This is a genomic window from Kocuria sp. NPDC057446 (assembly GCF_042802875.1).
Taxonomy (GTDB): Bacteria; Actinomycetota; Actinomycetes; order Actinomycetales; family Micrococcaceae; genus Kocuria.
In genome coordinates, this window is sequence record NZ_JBHVDI010000007.1 from 1 (window position 1) to 20,280 (window position 20,280).

The 20,280-nt window shown below is 73.8% G+C and carries 17 protein-coding genes; 12 read left to right on the top strand and 5 right to left on the bottom strand.

Annotated elements, in window-relative coordinates; translation table 11 throughout:
• Positions 1-54: 54 nt before the first annotated feature.
• Positions 55-210, bottom strand: coding sequence for a hypothetical protein (locus ACFU0Y_RS01815; RefSeq protein ID WP_380212734.1), 156 nt, complete (start codon positions 208-210; stop codon positions 55-57).
• Between the two features lie 182 nt (positions 211-392).
• Here ACFU0Y_RS01815 and eat point away from each other — a divergent pair, with 182 nt between their 5' ends.
• The 5 genes from eat (at position 393) to ACFU0Y_RS01840 (ending at position 6,296) form a co-directional block, all read left to right on the top strand.
• Complete coding sequence (eat, locus tag ACFU0Y_RS01820; RefSeq protein WP_380212735.1) at positions 393-1,823, top strand: ethanolamine permease; 1,431 nt, start codon at positions 393-395, stop codon at positions 1,821-1,823.
• Positions 1,824-1,898: 75 nt separating this feature from the next.
• The gene (locus ACFU0Y_RS01825) at positions 1,899-3,281 is read left to right on the top strand and encodes a glutamine synthetase family protein (protein WP_380212736.1); all 1,383 of its coding nucleotides are present in this window, start codon (positions 1,899-1,901) and stop codon (positions 3,279-3,281) included.
• Entirely contained in the window at positions 3,262-4,092 is an 831-nt protein-coding gene (locus ACFU0Y_RS01830) for a gamma-glutamyl-gamma-aminobutyrate hydrolase family protein (RefSeq protein ID WP_380212737.1), read from the top strand. Before ACFU0Y_RS01825 ends, ACFU0Y_RS01830 begins: the two co-directional genes overlap by 20 nt.
• Complete coding sequence (locus ACFU0Y_RS01835; RefSeq protein ID WP_380212738.1) at positions 4,089-5,447, top strand: aldehyde dehydrogenase family protein; 1,359 nt, start codon at positions 4,089-4,091, stop codon at positions 5,445-5,447. The genes ACFU0Y_RS01830 and ACFU0Y_RS01835 overlap by 4 nt, the downstream gene beginning before the upstream one ends.
• Positions 5,448-5,519: 72 nt before the next feature.
• Positions 5,520-6,296 carry a 3-oxoacyl-ACP reductase gene (locus ACFU0Y_RS01840; RefSeq protein WP_380212739.1) on the top strand — a complete coding sequence of 259 codons (777 nt, stop codon included), beginning with the start codon at positions 5,520-5,522 and terminating at the stop codon, positions 6,294-6,296.
• A 10-nt stretch (positions 6,297-6,306) separates the two neighbouring features.
• Here ACFU0Y_RS01840 and ACFU0Y_RS01845 read toward each other — a convergent pair whose 3' ends face one another.
• Positions 6,307-7,380, bottom strand: coding sequence for a threonine aldolase family protein (locus ACFU0Y_RS01845; protein WP_380212740.1), 1,074 nt, complete (start codon positions 7,378-7,380; stop codon positions 6,307-6,309).
• A 143-nt stretch (positions 7,381-7,523) separates the two neighbouring features.
• On the opposite strand from ACFU0Y_RS01845, the gene ACFU0Y_RS01850 reads away from it, so the two are divergent.
• From ACFU0Y_RS01850 to ACFU0Y_RS01875, 6 genes are all read left to right on the top strand, one after another.
• Complete coding sequence (locus ACFU0Y_RS01850) at positions 7,524-7,922, top strand: NUDIX hydrolase (RefSeq protein WP_380212741.1); 399 nt, start codon at positions 7,524-7,526, stop codon at positions 7,920-7,922.
• A gap of 55 nt (positions 7,923-7,977) precedes the next feature.
• The gene (locus ACFU0Y_RS01855) at positions 7,978-8,451 is read left to right on the top strand and encodes a DUF2867 domain-containing protein (protein ID WP_380212742.1); all 474 of its coding nucleotides are present in this window, start codon (positions 7,978-7,980) and stop codon (positions 8,449-8,451) included.
• Positions 8,452-8,582: 131 nt separating this feature from the next.
• On the top strand, positions 8,583-12,131 hold the full coding sequence (locus ACFU0Y_RS01860) for a proline dehydrogenase family protein (protein ID WP_380212743.1): 3,549 nt from the start codon (positions 8,583-8,585) through the stop codon (positions 12,129-12,131).
• A 45-nt stretch (positions 12,132-12,176) separates the two neighbouring features.
• Complete coding sequence (gene ggt / locus ACFU0Y_RS01865; protein ID WP_380212744.1) at positions 12,177-14,027, top strand: gamma-glutamyltransferase; 1,851 nt, start codon at positions 12,177-12,179, stop codon at positions 14,025-14,027.
• A 127-nt stretch (positions 14,028-14,154) separates the two neighbouring features.
• Positions 14,155-14,844, top strand: a complete 690-nt coding sequence (locus ACFU0Y_RS01870) for a hypothetical protein (RefSeq protein ID WP_380212745.1) — start codon at positions 14,155-14,157, stop codon at positions 14,842-14,844.
• 88 nt (positions 14,845-14,932) lie between these two features.
• Positions 14,933-15,985: an LLM class flavin-dependent oxidoreductase gene (locus ACFU0Y_RS01875; protein WP_380212746.1), complete on the top strand. Its 1,053-nt coding sequence runs from the start codon at positions 14,933-14,935 to the stop codon at positions 15,983-15,985.
• Between the two features lie 74 nt (positions 15,986-16,059).
• Here ACFU0Y_RS01875 and ACFU0Y_RS01880 read toward each other — a convergent pair whose 3' ends face one another.
• From ACFU0Y_RS01880 to ACFU0Y_RS01890, 3 genes are all read right to left on the bottom strand, one after another.
• Entirely contained in the window at positions 16,060-17,451 is a 1,392-nt protein-coding gene (locus tag ACFU0Y_RS01880; protein WP_380212747.1) for a sensor histidine kinase, read from the bottom strand.
• Complete coding sequence (locus ACFU0Y_RS01885; RefSeq protein WP_380212748.1) at positions 17,448-18,113, bottom strand: response regulator; 666 nt, start codon at positions 18,111-18,113, stop codon at positions 17,448-17,450. The genes ACFU0Y_RS01880 and ACFU0Y_RS01885 overlap by 4 nt, the downstream gene beginning before the upstream one ends.
• A 158-nt stretch (positions 18,114-18,271) precedes the next feature.
• Positions 18,272-19,231: a BTAD domain-containing putative transcriptional regulator gene (locus ACFU0Y_RS01890; protein WP_380212749.1), complete on the bottom strand. Its 960-nt coding sequence runs from the start codon at positions 19,229-19,231 to the stop codon at positions 18,272-18,274.
• A gap of 333 nt (positions 19,232-19,564) precedes the next feature.
• On the opposite strand from ACFU0Y_RS01890, the gene ACFU0Y_RS01895 reads away from it, so the two are divergent.
• The gene (locus tag ACFU0Y_RS01895) at positions 19,565-20,116 is read left to right on the top strand and encodes a hypothetical protein (RefSeq protein WP_380212750.1); all 552 of its coding nucleotides are present in this window, start codon (positions 19,565-19,567) and stop codon (positions 20,114-20,116) included.
• Positions 20,117-20,280: the final 164 nt, after the last annotated feature.

Here is a 20,280-nt window from a genome sequence, read left to right on the forward strand (position 1 = left end):
GCGCCGCCCCGTCCGGGCAGCGCGCCGCTCCCTGCGGCCGGGACGGCCGGGGTGCTAGTGGGTGAGGTCGATGGCGACGACGCCCACCGCGATGATCAGGGCGGCGGAGAGGAGGAAGCCGGCCGTGATGGCGATGAGCGCCCAGGAGCGGGCGGATCCCGGTCGCTGCGAGCCGGGGCGGTCGGGGGCTGATGAGCTGGTCTGGTTCATGCCCACCATTCTGCGGCATCCGTGCGACCGGCTCCACCACGACGCGGCCCCGCACGCCGCCCAGCGGGCCCCGGCACGCGGGCCACGGGGTCTTGACGCGGCGCGGAGCAGCCCACAGACTGTGACCACTCGCGCCAAACGTCTGTTTTCAGACCTTTGTGGAATCCCGGAGGGATCGTCCCATGCCCGAATCCCCAGCACAGCCCACCCGCACCGACGAGTACTTCCAGCACCGCCAGCTCCGGTCCGGCGCCGCGGGCTGGGTCCTGCTCGCCGGCCTGGGCATCGCCTACGTCATCTCCGGGGACTTCGCCGGATGGAACATCGGCCTCTCCCAGGGCGGGTGGGGCGGGCTGCTCATCGCCTTCGTGCTCATGGGCCTCATGTACACCTGCATGGTCTTCGGCCTCGCCGAGCTCTCCTCCACCCTCCCCACGGCGGGCGCCGGCTACGGGTTCGCCCGCCGCGCCCTCGGCCCGCTCGGCGGCTTCGCCACCGGGACGGCCGTGCTCATCGAGTACGCCGTGGCCCCCGCCGCGATCGCCACGTTCATCGGCGGCTACATCGAGGCGCTGGGCCTGTTCGGGATCACCAACTCCTGGCCCGTCTACCTCGTGACCTACCTGGTGTTCATGGGCATCCACATGTACGGGGTGGGCGAGGCGCTCAAGCTGATGTTCGGGATCACCGTGATCGCGGTCCTCGCGCTGGGGGTGACCGTCGTCGCGCTCGTGCCGCACTTCGACGCCGCCAACCTCTTCGACATCGTCCCGGACGACGCCGTGGGGGCGAGCGCGTTCCTGCCCATGGGCTACGCGGGGGCGATGGCGGCCCTGGTCTACGGCATCTGGTTCTTCCTGGCGATCGAGGGCGTGCCGCTGGCCGCCGAGGAGACCGCCGACCCCCGCCGGGACATGCCGCGCGGGATCATCGTGGCCATGGGATTCCTCCTGGTCTCCGGCGCGCTCATGCTGGTCCTGGTGCCCGGAGCCGGCGGCTCGGAGGCGATGAGCACCTCGGACAACCCGCTGCCGGAGGCCATCCGCACGGTCGCCGGGGCGGACAGCGTGATGGCGAACATCGTGAACTACGCGGGCCTGGCCGGGCTGGTCGCGAGCTTCTTCTCCATCATGTTCGCCTACTCGCGGCAGCTGTTCGCCCTCTCCCGGGCCGGGTACCTGCCGCGCTTCCTCTCGCTGACCGGCAAGCGCAGGACCCCGTGGGTCGCCCTCATCGTGCCCGGCAGCATCGGTTTCGTGCTCGCGGCGGTGACCGGCGACGGCGGTCTGCTCATCAACATCGCGGTCTTCGGCGCCACCGTCTCCTACGTGCTGCTGAACCTCTCCCACATCGTGCTGCGGCTGCGCGAGCCGGACCTCCCGCGCGGCTACCGCACCCCGGGCGGCGTGGTCACCACCGGCATCGCCCTGGTGCTGGCGCTCGTGGCCGTGGTCGCGACGTTCCTGGTCGACGTGCTCGCCGCGTCCATCACGGCCCTCGTGTTCGTCGTCTTCCTCGCCTACTACTGGTTCTACAGCCGCCACCGGCTCGTGGGCCACGCCCCCGAGGAGGAGTTCGCGCAGATCCGCACCGCCGAGGCGGACCTGCACTGACGACCCGCCCCGCCCGACCCCCACTCCCCACGATCCCATCGATTCCAGCGATCCCAGCGACGAAGGACCGGACCCATGACCGAGACTCCCCAGCACCCGCGCAACGACCGGATGCTCACCGTCGAGCAGCTGCGGCGGCACGTCGCCGACGGGCTCGTGGACACCGTGGTCCTGGCGTTCACCGACATGCAGGGCCGGCTGCAGGGCAAGCTCAACCACGCGCAGTTCTTCCTGGACTCGGTGCTGGACGAGGGCGCCGAGGGCTGCAACTACCTGCTGGCCGTGGACACGGAGATGAACACCGTGGGCGGGTACTCGATCAGCGACTGGTCCTCGGGCTACGGGGACATGGAGTTCGCCATGGACCTGGACACCATCCGGCTGATGCCGCACAACCCGGGGCAGGTGATGATCCAGTGCGACCTCACCGGCCACGACGGCCGGCTGATCCCGATGTCACCGCGGTCCATGCTGCGCCGCCAGCTCGACCGCGCCCGGGACCTGGGCTTCACCATGGTCACCGGCACCGAGCTGGAGTTCTGCGTCTACAACACCAGCTACGAGGACGCCTGGGACGGCGGCTACCGGAACCTGGTCCCGGCCAACCAGTACAACGTGGACTACTCCGTGCTGGGCTCCCAGCGGGTCGAGCCGCTGCTGCGGGAGATCCGCAACGCCATGTACGCCGCCGGGCTGACCGTGGAGTCCGCCAAGGGCGAGTGCAACCTCGGCCAGCACGAGATCGCGTTCCGCTACGACGAGGGCATGGTCACCGCGGACAACCACGTGGTCTACAAGCTCGCCTCGAAGCAGATCGCCCACCAGCAGGGGAAGTCCATCACCTTCATGGCCAAGCCCAACGAGCGCGAGGGCAGCTCCTGCCACATCCACATGTCCCTGCGCGGACCGGACGGGGAACTGGTCTTCTGGGACCGGGAGCAGGACGCCCGCTCCCGCACCTACGAGCACTTCATCGCCGGGGTGCTGCGCACCATGCGGGAGTTCACGCTGTTCTACGCCCCGACCATCAACTCGTACAAGCGCTTCGTCGAGGGCAGCTTCGCCCCCACCTCGGTGGCCTGGGGCGTGGACAACCGCTCCTGCGCGGTGCGCCTGGTGGGCAGCGGGCAGTCCGCCCGGATGGAGAACCGGCTCCCGGGCGGGGACGTGAACCCGTACCTGGCGCTGGCCGCGATGCTGGCCTCGGGCCTGCACGGCATCGAGCAGGAGCTCGAGCTGGAGCCGATGACCGAGGGCAACGCCTACGAGTCCGACGCCCCCGTGGTGCCCTCGACCATGCGCGAGGCCCGGGACCTGCTCGCCGGCTCGGAGCTCGCGCGGGAGCTGTTCGGCGAGGACGTCGTCGAGCACTACGTGCACTACGCCGACGTGGAGCTGACGGCCTTCGAGGCCGCCGTCACCGACTGGGAGCTGCGCCGTGGCTTCGAGCGCCTCTGAGCCGGGCGGGCCCGGGTACCGGCCCCGGATCGGGCTGACCACCTACTACCAGGAGGGCTCCTGGGGGGTCTGGAACTCCGTGGCGGCGATCGTCCCGGGCGCCTACGTCGAGGCGGTCGCCGCCGCCGGGGGCACCCCCCTGCTGCTGCCCCCGGTCGGGACCGATCCCGGCGTGCTGGACCTGCTGGACGGGCTGGTCGTCATCGGCGGCGTGGACGTGGACCCGCGCTTCTACGGCGCCGAGCGGCACGAGCTGACCTCGTCCCAGCCCTCCCGCGACGAGCACGACCTCGCCCTGACCCGGGCGGCGCTGGAGCGCGGGCTGCCCCTGTTCGCGATCTGCCGCGGCGCCCAGATCCTCAACGTGGCCCTCGGCGGCACCCTGATCCAGCACCTGCCCGACGTCAACGAGAACGCCGTGCGCTACCGGCCGGAGCCGGGCCGCTACGGGGAGGTCGAGTTCAGCACCGCGCCGGGCAGCCGCTGCCGGGAGCTGCTGGGCGAGACGGCGTGGTCCCCGTGCTACCACCACCAGGCGCTGGAGACCGTGGCCGAGGGACTGGTCGTGACCGCCCGTGCCGAGGACGGGACGGTCGAGGCCGTCGAGACCACGGAGGGCGGCTGGACGCTCGGCGTGCAGTTCCACCCCGAGGAGAACCGGAAGGACTCCCGGCTCTTCGAGGGCTTCGTCCGCGTGGCCCACGACTGGGCGCAGGGCCTCACCCCGCAGCACCGCACCCCGCAGGACCGCCCCGGGGGGACCGGCCGGGCACAGACCGCCCCACAGCGAGAGGACACCCGCATCCCATGACCACCACGCAGATCATCGACCCCGCCACCGAGGAGCTCGTCGGCACCGTCGAGCTGACGTCCCGGGAGCAGACGGACGCGGCGATCGAACGGGCCCGGCGGGCCTTCGACACCTGGCGCACCGTGGCCCCCGCCGACCGCGCCCGGCTGCTGCGCCGCTTCGCCGACGCGGTGGACGCCGACCTCGAGCACCTGGCGGCCCTGGAGGTCCGCAACGCCGGGCACACCATCGGCAACGCCCGCTGGGAGGCCGGCAACGTCCGGGACGTGCTGACCTACTACTCCGGGGCGCCCGAGCGGCTCTCGGGGCAGCAGATCCCCGTCCCGGGCGGGGTCAACCTCACCTTCCACGAACCGCTCGGCGTGGTGGGCATGATCGTGCCCTGGAACTTCCCCATGCCGATCGCCGCGTGGGGATTCGCCCCGGCGCTCGCCGCCGGCAACACGGTGGTGCTCAAGCCCGCCGAGCTGACCCCGCTCACGGCCGTCCGGCTCGGGGAGCTGGCCCTGGAGGCAGGGCTCCCCGAGGGCGTGCTCACCGTGCTGCCCGGGAAGGGCTCGGTGGTGGGGGATCGCTTCGTGACCCACCCCGCCGTGCGCAAGGTCGTGTTCACCGGCTCCACCGCGGTGGGCAGGCGGATCATGGCCGGCTGCGCGGAGCAGGTCAAGCGACTCACCCTCGAGCTGGGGGGCAAGAACTCCAACATCGTCTTCGCGGACGCCGACCTCGAGCAGGCCGCCGCCACCGCTCCCGCCGGGGCCCTGGACAACGCGGGCCAGGACTGCTGCGCCCGCTCCCGGGTGCTGGTCCAGCGCTCCGTGCTGGACCGCTTCCTGGAGCTGCTGGAACCGGCCGTGCGGGACTTCGCGTGCGGGGACCCCTGGGACGAGGCCACGCAGATGGGGCCGCTGGTCTCGGCCGCGCACCGGGACTCCGTGGCGTCCTTCCTCGACGACGACGCTCGGGTCGCCTTCCGCGGCACCGCCCCCGACGGCCCCGGCTGGTGGTTCCCGCCCACCGTGCTCACCCCGACCCCGGACGCCCGGGTGTTCCGGGAGGAGATCTTCGGTCCGGTCATCTCCGTGGTCCCCTTCGAGGACGAGGCGGACGCCGTGCGGATCGCCAACGACACCGAGTACGGGCTCTCCGGGTCGATCTGGACCCGGGACGTGGGGCGTGCGCTGCGGGTCTCCCGCGCCGTCGACGCCGGGAACCTCTCCGTCAACTCGCACGCCTCGGTGCGGTACTGGACGCCGTTCGGCGGCTTCAAGCAGTCCGGCTTCGGCCGGGAGCTCGGCCCGGACGCCCCGCAGGCGTTCACCGAGACCAAGAACGTGTTCCTCGCCACCGGCTGACCCCACCGGCTGACGCCCCCCGCACCACCACCCGCCCCGCCCGGGGCGGCCCCCACCACCGAAGGAGGACCCATGGAGGTCAACGCCCGCCGCCTGGTCGGCCGCAGCGCCGTCATCACGGGAGGGGCCAGCGGCATCGGTCTCGCCGCGGCCCGCCGCCTCGCCGCCGAGGGCGCGCACGTCGTCGTCGCGGACCTGAACCCCGCGGCCGGGGAGGCGGCCGCCGAGGAGGTCGGGGGGCTGTTCGTGCGCACCGACGTGGCGGACGAGGCGGACGTCGTCGCGCTCTACGCGGCGACGCACGAGGCCTACGGATCGGTGGACATCGCCTTCAACAACGCCGGGATCAACCCGACCGACGACGCCTCGATCCTGGACACCGGCCTCGACGCGTGGCGGAGGGTGCAGGAGGTGAACCTCACCAGCGTCTTCCACTGCTGCAGGCACGCCATCCCCTACATGCGGGAGCAGGGGAAGGGCTCGATCGTCAACACCGCGTCCTTCGTGGCCGTCATGGGCGCGGCGACCTCCCAGATCTCCTACAGCGCGTCGAAGGGCGGAGTGCTGTCGATGAGCCGGGAGCTCGGCGTGCAGTTCGCCCGGGAGGGGATCCGCGTCAACGCCCTGTGCCCCGGCCCGGTCAACACGCCGCTGCTGCAGGACCTGTTCGCCGCGGACCCGGAGCAGGCCCAGCGCCGGCTCGTGCACGTGCCGGCCGGGCGGTTCGCGGAGCCGGAGGAGATCGCCGCGGCGGTCGCGTTCCTGGCCAGCGACGACGCCTCGTTCGTCAACGCCGCCACGTTCCTGGTGGACGGGGGGATCTCCGGGGCCTACGTCACCCCGGTGTGACCCGCCGGGATCAGGAGGCGGCGCCGGACAGGTCCTCCCGCAGCGCCGCTACGAATCCGTCCACGTCCTCCTCGGCGGTGTCCCACGAGCACATCAGACGGACCTCGCCGACCGCCGGGTCCCACACGTAGAACGGCCAGCGCTCCTGCAGCCGGGCCGTGGTTGCGGCCGGGAGCACCGCGAAGACGGCGTTGGCCTCCGGGGTCTGCGTCACCCGGGCGCCGGGGACCTCCGCGATCCCGGCGGCCAGGCGCCGGGCCATCGCGTTGGCCCGGCGGGCCGAGTCGAGCCACAGGTCCCCCGCGTGCAGGGCCAGCAGCTGCGCGGACACGAAGCGCATCTTCGAGGCCAGCTGGGTGGAGAGCTTGCGCACGAACCGGGGCTGGCGCACGGCGTCCGGGGTGAGCACCACGACGGCCTCCGCGCCCATCAGCCCGTTCTTGGTCCCGCCCCAGGAGACCACGTCCACGCCCGCGTCGGTGGTCAGGGTCTGCAGCGGGACGTCCAGGGCCGCGGCGGCGTTGGCGAGCCGGGCGCCGTCCAGGTGGACCGCCAGCCCCAGGCCGTGCGCGTGCTCGCAGACCGCGCGCAGCTCCTCCGGCGTGTAGACGGTGCCGAGCTCGGTGGACTGGGTGACGGTGACGACGCGCGGCTGGGCATGGTGCTCGAAGCCGAAGCCGTGCGCCTCCCGGTCGATCAGCTCCGGCGTCAGCTTCCCGTCCGGGGCGGGCACCGCCAGCATCTTCACGCCCGCGACCTTCTCGGGCGCCCCGCACTCGTCCACGTGCGCGTGCGCCGTGGTCGTGCAGATCGCGGCGTCCCAGCGGTCGGTCATCGCCGCGAGCGCCACGACGTTCGCGCCCGTGCCGTTGAACAAGGGGTAGCACTGCGCGTGCTCCCCGAAGTGCCGGCGGACCACGTCCTGCAGCGCCTCGGTGTAGGGGTCCGCTCCGTAGGCGCCCACGTGGCCGCCGTTGGCGGTCGCGAGGGCCTGGAGCACCTCGGGGTGGACGCCGGCGTGGTTGTCGCTGGCGAAGCCCCTCCGGGCGGGGTCGTGCAGGCGGGACAGGACGGAGTCGGTCACAGGGGTCCTTCCGGTGGGTCGGCGGTGCGCTGGGCGGCACTCGCACTCTACTCGCGCGTCCGCCGGGGCCGCCCGGCCCGCGCCCGGTGCGGGACCCGCCGACCGCGGGCGCGCCCGGTGCCGGTCCTCGGTAGGGTCGGGGCATGCGCATCGTGCGGGCCGCCGCGGCCGTGGTCGTCCGGGAGGACGGCCGGCTGCTGCTGGTCCGCCGGGGCACGGAGCCCCAGCGCGGGCGCTGGAGCGTGCCGGGCGGAACGGTGGAGCCCGGCGAGACCGTGGCCGAGGCCGCCGTCCGGGAGGCCTTCGAGGAGACGGGTGCCCGGGTGCGCGCGGAGCGGGAGCTGGGGGTGGTGCGCGTCCCGGCCGGCGCGGGCGTCGTGTACGAGGTGCACGACGTCGCCGCGACCTACCTCGGCGGGACGCTGCGCCCCGGCGACGACGCCGACGCCGTGCGCTGGGCGGCCCCGGGGGAGCTCGCGGAGCTCGAGACCACCGACGGGCTGCTGGAGCACCTCGCCCGCTTCGGCATCCGCCCGGGCTGAGCCGGGGCCCGTGCCGCCTCTCGTCCGGGCCCGCGGCGCGTGCTTGGATAGGGGCATGGCACAGACGCGGGGCTTCTACGTCGACACCGTGGAGCGCACCACCACGGCGGACCAGGACGCGGTGTGGGCGGTCGTCGAGGGCATCGGCGGCGAGCGCGGCTGGTACAGCACCGACCGCGCCTGGGCGGCCCGCGCCACGGCCAACCGCCTGGGCCTCCCGCCCGGGCGGCTGCGCCACCGCGAGGACCCGGACCACCTGTCGACCGGCGAGCGCCTGGACTGGTGGACCGTCGAGGCCCTCGAGCCGCCGCGGCGGCTGCGGCTGCGGTCCGTGGTGCGGATGCCGGGGGACGCCTGGCTCGACATCTGCCTGGAACCGCGCCCGGACGGCACCCTCGTCTACCGCCAGACCACGGTCTTCCGCCCGGCAGGTGCCGCCGGCCGTGCCTACTGGTACGCCATGCTCGCCCCGCACAAGGCCGTCCTGGGCCGGCTCGCCACGGACATCCTGCGGCAGGCGGGCGGATAGGGCTCTTCCGCCCCGGCCGCTCCCGCCGTAGCGTGGTCTCACCGGCCACCGTGACGCCCGGTGGACGCGGCCGGTGGCCGGGGGAGTACCTCGGCACCGCTGCCGGGCGGAGCCTCCAGGAGAGTGCCGCCATGACCGCCGACGCCCCGTCCGTCCCCGATTCCCGCGCCCTGGCCGACGAGGCCGTCGCCCTGGTCCGCGAGTGGCTCGTGCGCGCCGCCGAGGGCCGCCGGCGCCGCGACGGCGCCGCCGACCGGCTCGCCACCGTCCTGCAGGACCCCCACGGGCTCGAGTTCACCGTCGGCTTCGTGGACCGGGTGGTGCGCACCGAGGACGTGCGGGCCGCCGGGCGGGCCCTGCACGGGCTCGCCGAGATCGTGCCCCGCACCATGTCCGCGGCGGACCGCGCCCAGATCCGGCTCGGGGCGGCCCTCTCGGCCACGGCGCCCCAGGTGGTCGTCCCCGCCGCCCGGACCCGGCTCCGCCAGCTCGTGGGCCACATGATCGTCGACGCCCGCCCCCGGCCGTTCGGGCAGGCCGTCAAGCGGCTGACCGCCCAGGGGCACCGGCTCAACATCAACCTGCTGGGCGAGGAGGTCCTCGGCGGGGAGGAGGCCGACAAGCACCTCGCCGAGGCCGCCGCGCTGCTGGACCGGGACGACGTCGACTACGTCTCCGTCAAGGTCTCCTCCGTGGTCCCGCAGCTCTCCCACTGGGGCTTCGAGGGGACCGTGGCGAAGGTCGTCGAACGGCTGCTGCCCGTCTACCGGGCTGCCGCCCAGGCCCCGGCCGGCAGCAAGTTCATCAACCTCGACATGGAGGTCTACTCTGACCTGCACCTCACCACCGAGGTGTTCACGCGCCTGCTCGAGCACCCGGAGCTGCGCGGTCTCGAGGCGGGCATCGTGGTCCAGGCCTATCTGCCGGACGCGCTCGCGGTGGTCCGGCGGCTCTCGGTGTGGGCCGCCGCGCGGGTCGAGGCCGGCGGCGCCGGGATCAAGGTGCGGCTCGTCAAGGGCGCGAACCTCCCCATGGAGCGCGTGGACGCCGAGCTGCACGGCTGGCCCCTGGCCACGTGGGACAGCAAGCAGGAGACCGACACCAACTACAAGCGGGTGCTCGACTGGCTGTTCGTGCCCGGGCGGATGACCGGGCTGCGGCTGGGGGTGGCCGGGCACAACCTCTTCGACATCGCCTTCGCCCACCTGCTCGCCCGGCGCCGGGGCGTGACGGAGCGGATCGAGTTCGAGATGCTCCAGGGCATGGCGGTCGAGCAGGCGGGGGCCGTGAGCGCCGACGTGGGGCAGCTCCTGCTCTACGTGCCCGCCGTGCGCCCGGCGGAGTTCGACGTGGCTGTGTCCTACCTCGTGCGCCGGCTCGAGGAGAACGCCTCGCACGAGAACTTCATGTCGGGGATCTTCGAGCTGGCCCCGGACAACGAGGTCTTCGCCCGGGAGGAGCGCCGCTTCCGCGCCGCCCTGGAGGCACTCGACCCGCAGGAGAGCGCCGCCCCGGCCCCCGCCCGGGCCCAGGACCGCACCGCGCCCGGGGCCGGGTCCGCGCACCTGCCGCTGGAGGAGCCCTTCCGCAACGAGCCGGACACCGACGTGTCCGTGCCCGCGAACCAGGCGTGGGCGGACGGGATCGCGGCCCGGATCACGGACCGCCAGTGGTACGAGTCCCTGCCGGTGCCCGATCCCGTCGGCGCCGAGGACGTCGAGCGGCTCGTGCGCACGGGGCGGGACGCCGCCGGGCAGTGGCACGCCCGCGGCGCCCGCGAGCGGGCGGAGGTCCTCAACCGGGCGGCGGACGTGCTGGCCGGGCGGCGGGCGCACCTGCTGGCCGTGGCCGGGGCGGAGGCGGGCAAGACCCTGGGCCAGACGGACCCGGAGGTCTCGGAGGCGATCGACTTCTGCCGCTGGTACGCCCGCCGCGCCCTCGAGCTCGAGGCCGTGGACGGCGCCCGGTTCGTCCCGGACCGGCTCGTGCTGATCACCCCGCCGTGGAACTTCCCGCTCGCGATCCCCACCGGTTCCACGGTCGCCGCCCTCGCCGCCGGCGCCGCCGTGCTGCACAAGCCCGCCCCGGAGACCCGGCGCTGCTCGACCGCCGTGGTCGAGGCGCTGTGGGAGGCCGGCGTGCCGCGGGACGTGCTCCAGCTCGTCGACTCCGTCGAGGGGGAGGTGGGGCAGGCCATCGTCTCCCACCCCGGGGTGGACCGCATCGTGCTGACCGGCGCCTACGAGACCGCCCGGCTCTTCCAGTCCTGGCGGGCGGGCCGCCCCATGACCGCCGAGACGTCGGGGAAGAACGCCCTGGTCGTCACGCCCAGCGCGGACCGGGACCGCGCCGTGTGGGACCTCGTGACGAGTGCCTTCGGCCACGCCGGGCAGAAGTGCTCGGCGGCCTCCCTCGGCATCCTGGTGGGCAGCGTGGCGGAGTCCGCGCGGTTCCGCCGCCAGCTCCTGGACGCCGCGTCCTCGATGGTCGTGGACTGGCCGCAGAACCTGCAGGCCTCGGTGGGCCCGGTGATCGCCGAGCCCGGGGAGAAGCTGCACCGCGCGCTGACCCGGCTCGAGCCGGGGGAGCAGTGGCTGCTCGAGCCGCGGCAGCTCGACGGCACCGGGCGGCTGTGGCGGCCCGGGATCCGGACGGGCGTGGCCCCCGGCTCCTTCTTCCACCGCACCGAGTGCTTCGGCCCCGTCCTGGGGCTGATGGAGGCCGCTGACCTGCAGGAGGCGATCGAGCTGCAGACCGCGGTCGAGTACGGGCTGACCGCCGGGCTGCACTCCCTGGACCCCGACGAGGTCAGCACCTGGCTGGAGCTGGTCGCGGCCGGGAACCTCTACGTCAATCGCGGCATCACCGGGGCGATCGTCCAGCGCCAGCCCTTCGGCGGCTGGAAGCGGTCCTCGGTGGGCCTGGGCGCCAAGGCCGGCGGACCGAACTACCTGGTCCAGCTCGGCACGTGGCAGAAGGCCCCCTTCGCGGAGGCCCCCGCCGGGCAGGACGGCACCGAGCTCTCCGAGTCCGTCGCCCACCACCTCGCCGAGCTCGGCCCCCTCGTGCCCGAGCCGGACGCCGCCTGGCTGACGGCCTGCGCCGAGCAGGACCAGGCGTGGTGGGACCGGGAGTTCGGCCGGACCCACGACCCCACCGGTCTGCAGGCCGAGGCCAACCTGTTCCGCTACCGCCCGCGCGACGTCGTCGTGCGCGCGGCCGAGGACGCCCCCCTCACGGACGTGGTCCGGGTGGGCCTCGCCGCGGTGCGCTCCGGCGCGCGCACGGTCCTCGCCCCCGCGGCCGAGGTCCCCGCGGAGGTGCGGGGACTGTTCCGCTCGGTGCTGGACCCCTGCGGGGACGAGGCCTTCGCCCGGGTCGCCGCGGACTGGACCGACCCGAGCGGCGCCGGGCGGATCCGGGTGGTGGGCAGCGCGCCCGGGCTCGCCGAGGCGCTCGCGGAGCGGCCCGAGATCGCGCTGCTGACCGGTCCGGTGGTCGGCGCCTCCCGCGTGGAGATGCTGCCGTTCCTCGCGGAGCAGGCCGTCTCCGTCACGATGCACCGCTTCGGCAACCCCTCGACGGACGCCGAGACGGTGGTCCAGCGGCTGATCGCGTCCTCGCCGGGCCTGGGCACACCGGCGCCGGCCGCGCCACCGGAACCCCCGGCCGACATGTAGGCGTCGCCCCTGGTGGGGGCGACTACCGGGTGCCAGGCTGGGTGCATGCGCGCATCCCTGAGGTACCTCGCACTGGGCCTGGCCGGAGCGCTCGGCGTCTCCGGCACCGTTCTCGGCGGCTCCGCGGCCGTCGCGCACGACGATCCGCGGCACGGGGGACGGGACGCCCCCGTCACCGCCGAGCTGCCCAAGGTCCCCACCATGACCGGCGGCGGCGGGGCGGTCTCCTCCGTGGACCCCCTCGCGAGCCAGGTCGGCATCGACGTGCTCGAGCGGGGCGGCACCGCGGCGGACGCCGCCGTGGCCGCGGCCGCCGCCCTGGGCGTCACCGAGCCGTACTCCGCGGGCATCGGGGGCGGCGGCTTCTTCGTGCACCACAGCGCCGAGACCGGGGAGGTCCGCACGATCGACGGGCGCGAGACCGCCCCGGCGACGTTCACGGAGGAGGAGTTCCTGGACGAGGACGGCGAGGCCCTCGACTTCGCCACCGTGGTCAGCTCCGGGAAGTCCGTGGGCGTGCCCGGCACCCTGGCCACCTGGGAGACCGCGGCCGAGGAGTTCGGCACGATGGACCTGCACGACCTGTTGCGGCCCGCGGAGCGGATCGCCGCCCGCGGCTTCGTGGTGGACGAGAACTTCCAGGAGCAGACGGCCCAGAACGCCGAGCGCTTCCGGACGTTCCCCGAGACCGCGGAACTGTTCCTGCCCGGTGGCGAGGCGCCGGAGGTCGGCACCGTGTTCCGCAATCCCGACCTCGCCCGCACCTACCACTCGATCCGGCACGAGGGCACCGGCGCCTTCTACGACGGGCCCATCGGGGCGGCGGTCGTCGACGCGAGCCGCCGGCCGGCCACCGTCGAGGGCACGGAGGTGCTCGCCGGGGAGCTGACCCTGGCGGACCTGCAGGCCTACGAGGCCCTGCTCAAAGAGCCGACCCACACCGAGTACCGCGGCCTGGACGTCTACGGCATGGGCCTGCCCAGCTCCGGCGGCATCACGGTGGCCGAGACCCTCAACCTGCTCGAGGCCTACGACGAGCGCACCGGGACCGGGCTGGCCGAGGTCCCCGACGCCCAGTACCTGCACCGCTTCGCGGAGGCCACGGCGACCGCCTTCGCCGACCGCAACCGGTGGATCGGGGACGTCGAGGGCGTGCCCGTGGAGCAGCTCACGAGCCAGGAGTTCGCCGACGAGCGCGCGTGCCTCTTCGACCCCGGGACGGCGCAGGAGCGCCCGATCCCCTTCGGGGAGCCCGACGGGGAGTACGCCGAGTGCGGGGCGCCCGGGGCCCGCCAGCCCGAGCCCGCCGGCGGCGTCTCGACCACCCACCTCAACGTGGCCGACCGGTGGGGCAACGTGGTGTCCTACACCCTCACCATCGAGCAGACCGGCGGCTCCGGGATTACGGTCCCGGAGCACGGGTTCCTGCTCAACAACGAGCTGACCGACTTCAACTTCACACCCGTCACGGAGGGCGTGCCGGACCCGAACCTGCCCGGTCCGGGCAAGCGGCCCCGCTCGTCGATGAGCCCCACGATCGTGCTCCGTGACGGGGAGCCGTGGATGTCGGTGGGCTCGCCCGGCGGCGCCACGATCATCACCACGGTGGCGCAGATCCTCACCGGGCACATCGACCGGGACCTCGCCCTCGTGGACGCCGTGGCCGCGCCCCGGCTGAGCTCCCGCAACGGGGCGGAGGAGTTCGACCTCGGCCTGGCCGACTCCGAGGTCGGCCGGCAGCTGAGCGGGCTGGGCCACACCCTGGTCCCGCCCCCGCGCCGCTGGATCGGCAACGCCTCGGCCATCCGGTTCCTGGACGACGACCGCTTCGAGGCGGCGGCCGAGACCGAGCGCGGCTACGGCGGCTCCGCCATGGTGGTGCACCCCGAGCCGTGACCCGGCTCCGACGACGCCGCGGGCCCCGTCCGCCCCGGACGGGCTCCGCAGCCGTGCCGGGACAGGTCCTACGCTGGGACCGGACCGCGCGTCCCGCGCCGCCCCCGCCCGACCCAGGAGCCGCACCGTGTTCAGCCATCCGCCCGCCGACCGCCCCGGACCCGTCGAACCCGTCGTGCCGGGCGATCCTGCCCTGGACGACCGGTGGCGGGCGGCGACGGCCGGCTGGCGCCCGTCCTCGATCCGCCCGTCCTCGGTCCGCACGGGCGAGCCGGACCGCGTCCGGGCCTGGGTGCGCCACGCCTGGGAGGACCTCGACGGCCCGACCGCACGGACAGGGGACGACGACGACGCACTCGCCCGGCGGGTGCGCGACCTGATGACCGTGGCCGCGCTGTTCGTCCTGCAGGAGCGCTTCCTGGCCGTCGCCGCCGGCGAGCCGGTCCCCGCCGAGGCGCCCGACCCCCGCGGGGACGGCGCCCCGCTGGACGACGACGAGGTCCTGGCGGTCGTGCGGCAGACGTGGGACGTCGACCCGGCGGAGGAGGGGACGGACGGGTTCGCGGCGGAGCTCGCCGGCTTCTTGCAGGACCACCTGGACGAGCTCGCCGAGGAGGTCCGCGAGCGGCTGGTGGACCGGCGGGGCCCCACCCAGGTGTTCGCCGAGCTGTGGAGCCTGGAGCACGTGGACGAGCTCGAGCCCGCCGACGAGGAGGGGCGGCCGCCGTTCCCGCTCTCCACCGATGACATCGCCTGGATCGTCAGCGGCGTCCCGGGTCCCGAGAAGCACGCCGCCTGGGAGTGGCTCGTCCGCTGAGCCGGGGCCGGGCCGTGCCGCCGGAATAAGTGCGACCGCCGACAAGTTTTATGGATGTATCCACAAAATCTGCGACGAGGAGCCCCGCATGACCCTCCAGCTCGGCCTCAACACCTTCGGCGACCTCTATCCCGGTCCGGACGGCCGGATGCTCGGCGGGGCGCAGGTGATCCGCAACGTCGTGGCCGAGGCGGTCCTGGCCGACCAGGTGGGCCTGGACTTCTTCGGCATCGGCGAGCACCACCGCGAGGACTTCGCGGTCTCCTCGCCGGAGACGGTGCTCGCCGGCATCGCCACGGTCACCGAGCGGATCCGGCTGGGCTCGGCGGTGACGGTGCTCAGCTCCGACGACCCGGTGCGGGTCTACCAGCGCTTCGCCACCGTGGACGCCCTCTCCTCCGGCCGCGCCGAGGTGATCCTGGGCCGCGGCTCCTTCACGGAGTCCTTCCCGCTGTTCGGCCATCCGCTGGACGAGTACGAGGCCCTGTTCGAGGAGAAGCTGCAGCTGTTCGACCGGTTGCGCACCGAGGGCCGGATCGACTGGCAGGGCCGGCTGCGCGCGCCGATCCAGGGCCTGGAGGTGTACCCCAAGACCGAGGCCGGCGCGCTGCGGACGTGGATCGCCGTGGGCGGCTCGCCCAACTCGGTGGTCCGCGCGGCCCACTACGGCCTGCCCGTCATCTTCGCCATCATCGGCGGCAGCCCGGCGGCCTTCGCGCCCTTCGCCGACTACTACCGCCAGGCCCTCGGGCACTTCGGCAAGGAGGCGCAGCCGGTGGCGTTCCACTCCCCGGGCTACGTGGCGGAGACCGACGAGCAGGCCCGCGAGGAGTTCTTCCCGCACCAGGCCTACACGCACGCCCGGATCGGCCGGGAGCGCGGCTGGGGCCCCCTGACCCGTTCGGAGTTCGACGCGATGTGCGGGCCGGAGGGCGCCTACTTCGTGGGCTCCCCGGAGACGGTCGCCCGCAAGATCGTCCGGTCCTCGGCGGCGCTCGGCGCGTCCCGGTTCGACCTCAAGTACGCGGTGGGCACCCTGGACCACGCCCGGATGCGCCGCAGCATCGAGCTGTACGGCACCGAGGTGCGCCGCTACGTCGAGGACATGACCGCCGACCTGGCCGGTGCCGCCGTGGTGTGACGCCGTGGTGTGACGCCGGCCCGGCCCGGTGCCGGCCGCGCCGGGCCGGAGCGGGCCGTGTCGGGACGAGCCGCTCAGAGCCGGCTCGTCACCGCGTCGGGGGGCAGGGTGGCCCGCACCGTGGTCCCCACGCCCGGCTGCGACCGGACCTCCAGCGCGGCCCCCGCGGCGTCGGCGATGTCCCGCATGATGCGCAGTCCCAGATGGCCCTCCGGGGAGCCCCGGGAGTCGTCGAAGCCGGTGCCGTCGTCGCTGATCGTCAGCACCGTGGCGCCGTGCTCCACGCCGAGCCGCAGGCTCACCGTGGACGCGTGGGCGTGCTTCGAGATGTTCGCGAACGCCTCCCGCGCCACCTTCAGGAGCATGCCCTCCTGCTCCGGGGTGAGGAGCACCGCGGGGCTGATCTGCACGGACGTGTCGATCCCCCGCTGGGCCAGCGGGTCCGCGAGCCGGGCCAGGGCCTTGGGCAGCCCGAGGGTCAGCAGGTCCGGGGAGTACAGGGCGGTGGTGATCCCGCGCAGGGTGCGCAGGCTGCCCTGCAGGATCGCCCGCGACCGGCCCAGGGCGCTGCGCTGCTCCGGCACGGCCGCAGTCATCTCCTGGGCCTCCAGGGAGTAGGACAGGCCGGCCAGGTCCTGGATCACGTCGTCGTGCAGGTCCCGGGCGACCCGGACCCGTTCCAGCTCGGCGGCGTCCACGGCGTGCTGGAGCAGCTGGGCGCGCGCCGTCCGGTGGTCCTGGATCCGGCGGGCGAGGCTGACCGCGGGGGCCAGCTGCGCGAGCTGCAGCAGCGCCAGGGTCAGGAGGACGACCGGGGCCATGCCCATGAGCACGGAGCGCTGCTCGTCCCGCACGATCGAGTCGTCGTAGTAGGCCTCGAAGACGAGCTGCTCGCCGCCGGCGGGGACGAAGCCCACGTAGACCTCGACCAGGCCCCCGGCCCCGGACTCGTGCGCGTTCTCCGCGTCGTGCTGATGCTCGACCGTGGCGACCCCCTCGCCCCGGGCCACGAGCTCCTCGTCCCACGAGGGCGGTCCGTAGTTCTGTCCGATGAGGGCGCGCTCGTCGGAGTACAGGACCGTGCCGTCCGCGTCCCAGATCTTGATCCGGTGGATGGTGCCGTCGGTCAGCCACGGCTGCAGCCGGACGTCCAGCTGGGCGGTGGCGGCGGCGTCGCCCGCCAGGAGGTCGTCGGTGATCAGGGGCGCCACGGCGTAGTTGGCCAGCCGCTGGGTGATGCGCAGGACGCTGTCGACGGCGTGCTCCTCGGCGACGGCCCGGATCCACCACGTCGCCGGGACGGCCGCGACGAGCAGCACCACGAGCCCGGTGAGCAGGAATCTGCGCACCGCGGCCCGCACCTCGGACCGGTCCGTCGGCGGGGCCGGCGGCGGCAGCGGCCAGTCGTCGAAGACGGGCGCGGCCCCCGGGTCGGCGCGGTCCACGCGCGAGAGCAGGCGTCTCACGGCCGGGCCGTCAGCAGGCCGAGCCTCGAGGCCACGGCGACCGCCTCCAGCTGGGAGTGCGCCCCCAGCTTGACGAGGATCGTCTTCACGTAGCCGCGGCAGGTGTTCGGGGTGATGTTCAGCAGCTGTGCGTTCGCGCCCACGCTGTGCCCCTCGGCCATCAGGCGCAGGACCTGCAGCTCGCGCCGGGTGAGCGCCGGGACCCCGGCGTCCGGCCGGCGGGCCGGATCCGTGGCCGCGAGCAGCGAGGGGTGGACCGCCATCGTGCCGCAGCGGGCGCTGCGGATGGTCTCGAGCAGGGTCGCGAGCGAGCCGTCCTTCGGCAGGAACGCGCAGATCCCGGTGCTCGCGGCGGCCTCGAGGACGTGCTGGGTGGGGTCGCCGGTCAGCATGACGATCCGGGTCCCCGGCCGGTCCCGGAGGATCCGGGCGGAGGCGGTCACCCCGTTGCCGCCGGCGAGGTGGTAGTCCATGACCACCACGTCGGGCCGCAGTGCCGCGCTCAGGCGGACGCTCGACTCGACGTCGTCGGCCACGCCGACGCTGCACAGGTCCGGCTCCTGGCCCAGCGCGCCGGTCAGCAGCTCCGCGAACGTGGTGTGGTCGTCCACCACCAGTATCGAGGTGCGCGCCGCGCGCCCCTCCGCAATGTCAGCGTCCATCTCGGACCAGCCCTCCGGCAACTCCCGTACTACGTGTGAGTAGTATGCCGATTGCAAATCATGGGCACCAAGCGGGCGGCTGTCACCTGTTTGGGGCTTGACAAGCGGGCATTCCGTTCGGAAACGCCGTCGGTTGCACCTGCTCACGCCGCCACCCCCTAGGCGGCCGTGCTCAGATTGCGGCCCAGGAAGGCCTGGAGCACCGAGGCCGCCTCCTGCCGGGCGAGCGGGACGCGGGTGCCGGGCATCCAGTCCGGGGCGCCGGCCCGGCCGTGGAGCACGAGGAGGGCCGTCAGGGCCTGACCGAGCTCGTCGCCGGTGGTCGCCGTGGCGCGCAGCATCCGGGCGTAGGACGCCTGCAACGACGAGGAGGGAGCGCATCCCAGCTCGTGGACCAGGGTCCGCCGGCACTGCTCGTAGGCCTGCAGGCCCTCGACCGAGCGCCCAGCTCCTTCGAGCCCGAGCACGAGCACGGTCCAGGCGCGTTCGTTCAGCGGGTCGGCCGCGAGCACCTTCCGGGCCTGGACCACGGCTTCCTCGCAGCGGCCCAGCTCGAGGTCTGCCTCGGCCAGCAGCACACGGGCCTCGGTCACTCGAGCCGCGAAGGCGCTGCGCTGGGAGTCGATCCACTCGCAGTCCTGCTCGTCCTCCAGCAGGGCGCCCGAGGCCATGCCCAGCGCGCGGTGGAGCAGCAGATCCGCCTCGCGGGCGGAGGAGCGCATCGCGGTGTCCAGCAGCCGCTCGAAGCGGGGCAGGTCCAGGTCCACCAGGGCGGCGTCGACGACGTAGCCGCCGTTCGTGGTCCTCAGCGGACCGTTCCTGCCCTGTCCGGGCTGGAGGTGCCGGCGCAGAACGCTGACGTAGCTCTCCAGGTTCGCGGAAGCCGCCGCGGGCGCGTCGGCCCCCCAGAGCAGGTCGACGAGTCGTTGTTTCGACACCGGTGTCCCCAGGTGCAGGAGGAGGATCTCGAGGATCCGCCGCTGCCGGGGACCCCCCAGTTCCTTCGACGTCAGGGTCCGGCTCCCGCGCCGGACCACGAACGGACCGATGACCTGCACCGACAGCCGGACCCCCGTGGCACCGGCTGCGGTTCGAACGTCGACAGTAGAAACTTCCATCGTGATCACTCCCCCCGAAGTGCCTCCACTATGGCGGTCGGCTCCCCTCGGCCAACAGCACCGGATGGGGGGGAGGGGCACCCCCCCATCTGAGGGGTGTGCCATAGGGAACGACCGGCGCGCAGGGTGCCGGCCCCCGGGCGTCCGGGCCTCGCCCGCCCGGCAGCAGTCCGCCCGGAGGGCCGGACGGACCCGGCCGCAGCCCTCGCGGTCACTGGCCGGCGACATGGAACGTCATGAACACGGGGTGGCTGTCCCCCGACCGGACGACGTGCGGAGGCGATCGGTCCGCACCGCAACGTTTCTCCAAGGTCCCGTGCCGACCGTGGGGTCATGACCACTCAGGAATCGACAGCCGTCATCGACACCCCACCGGCCCGGCGGGGACGCCACCGCTGGATGCTGCCGGCGCTGTTCCTGCTGGCGCTCCTCCTGGTGCTCGCGCACGGTGCCCTCTCCGCGGAGAAGGAGCCGGGCACCATGCTCGGGGCCTCCGGGTCCGTGCCCGGAGGGCTCGCGCGTCTCAACGGGGTCATGCCGTACACGCAGTTCGTCGCCCAGGAGGGACGGGACGTGCCGGCGGAGCTCACCGGAGACGTCCCGAGCGGCGCCCACCTGGTGATCGTCCTGCTGGAGCTCACCGCCATGGAGCCCGGAGGCCTGGAGTTCGACGCCGACGACTACGTGGTGGAGCGGCTCGGGGGACGCACGTCGCAGGTGGTCTGGGCGTCGCCGTCCGAAGCTCCGCTCGCGCAGAACGAGACCGTGCAGGCGGAGCTGGTCTTCGAGGTGCCCGACAAGGCCCTCGAGCTGACCCTCGCCGGAGCCGGCGACGTGCGTCTGTCGATGGGTACCGAACACCACAGCGGCGGCGGAGGACGCTGACCGCACGGGACGACCCGGTCGGGGGACTGGTCGTTCCATCACACGTCTTGACCAGAACGCGGGACCGCGCGGAGCGCGACGGTCCCGATCCAAGGGGGAACAACATCATGGCCGTCTCGAGAAGAAACGTCCTGCTGCTGGGCGGGCTGGGAGTCGCAGGGGCG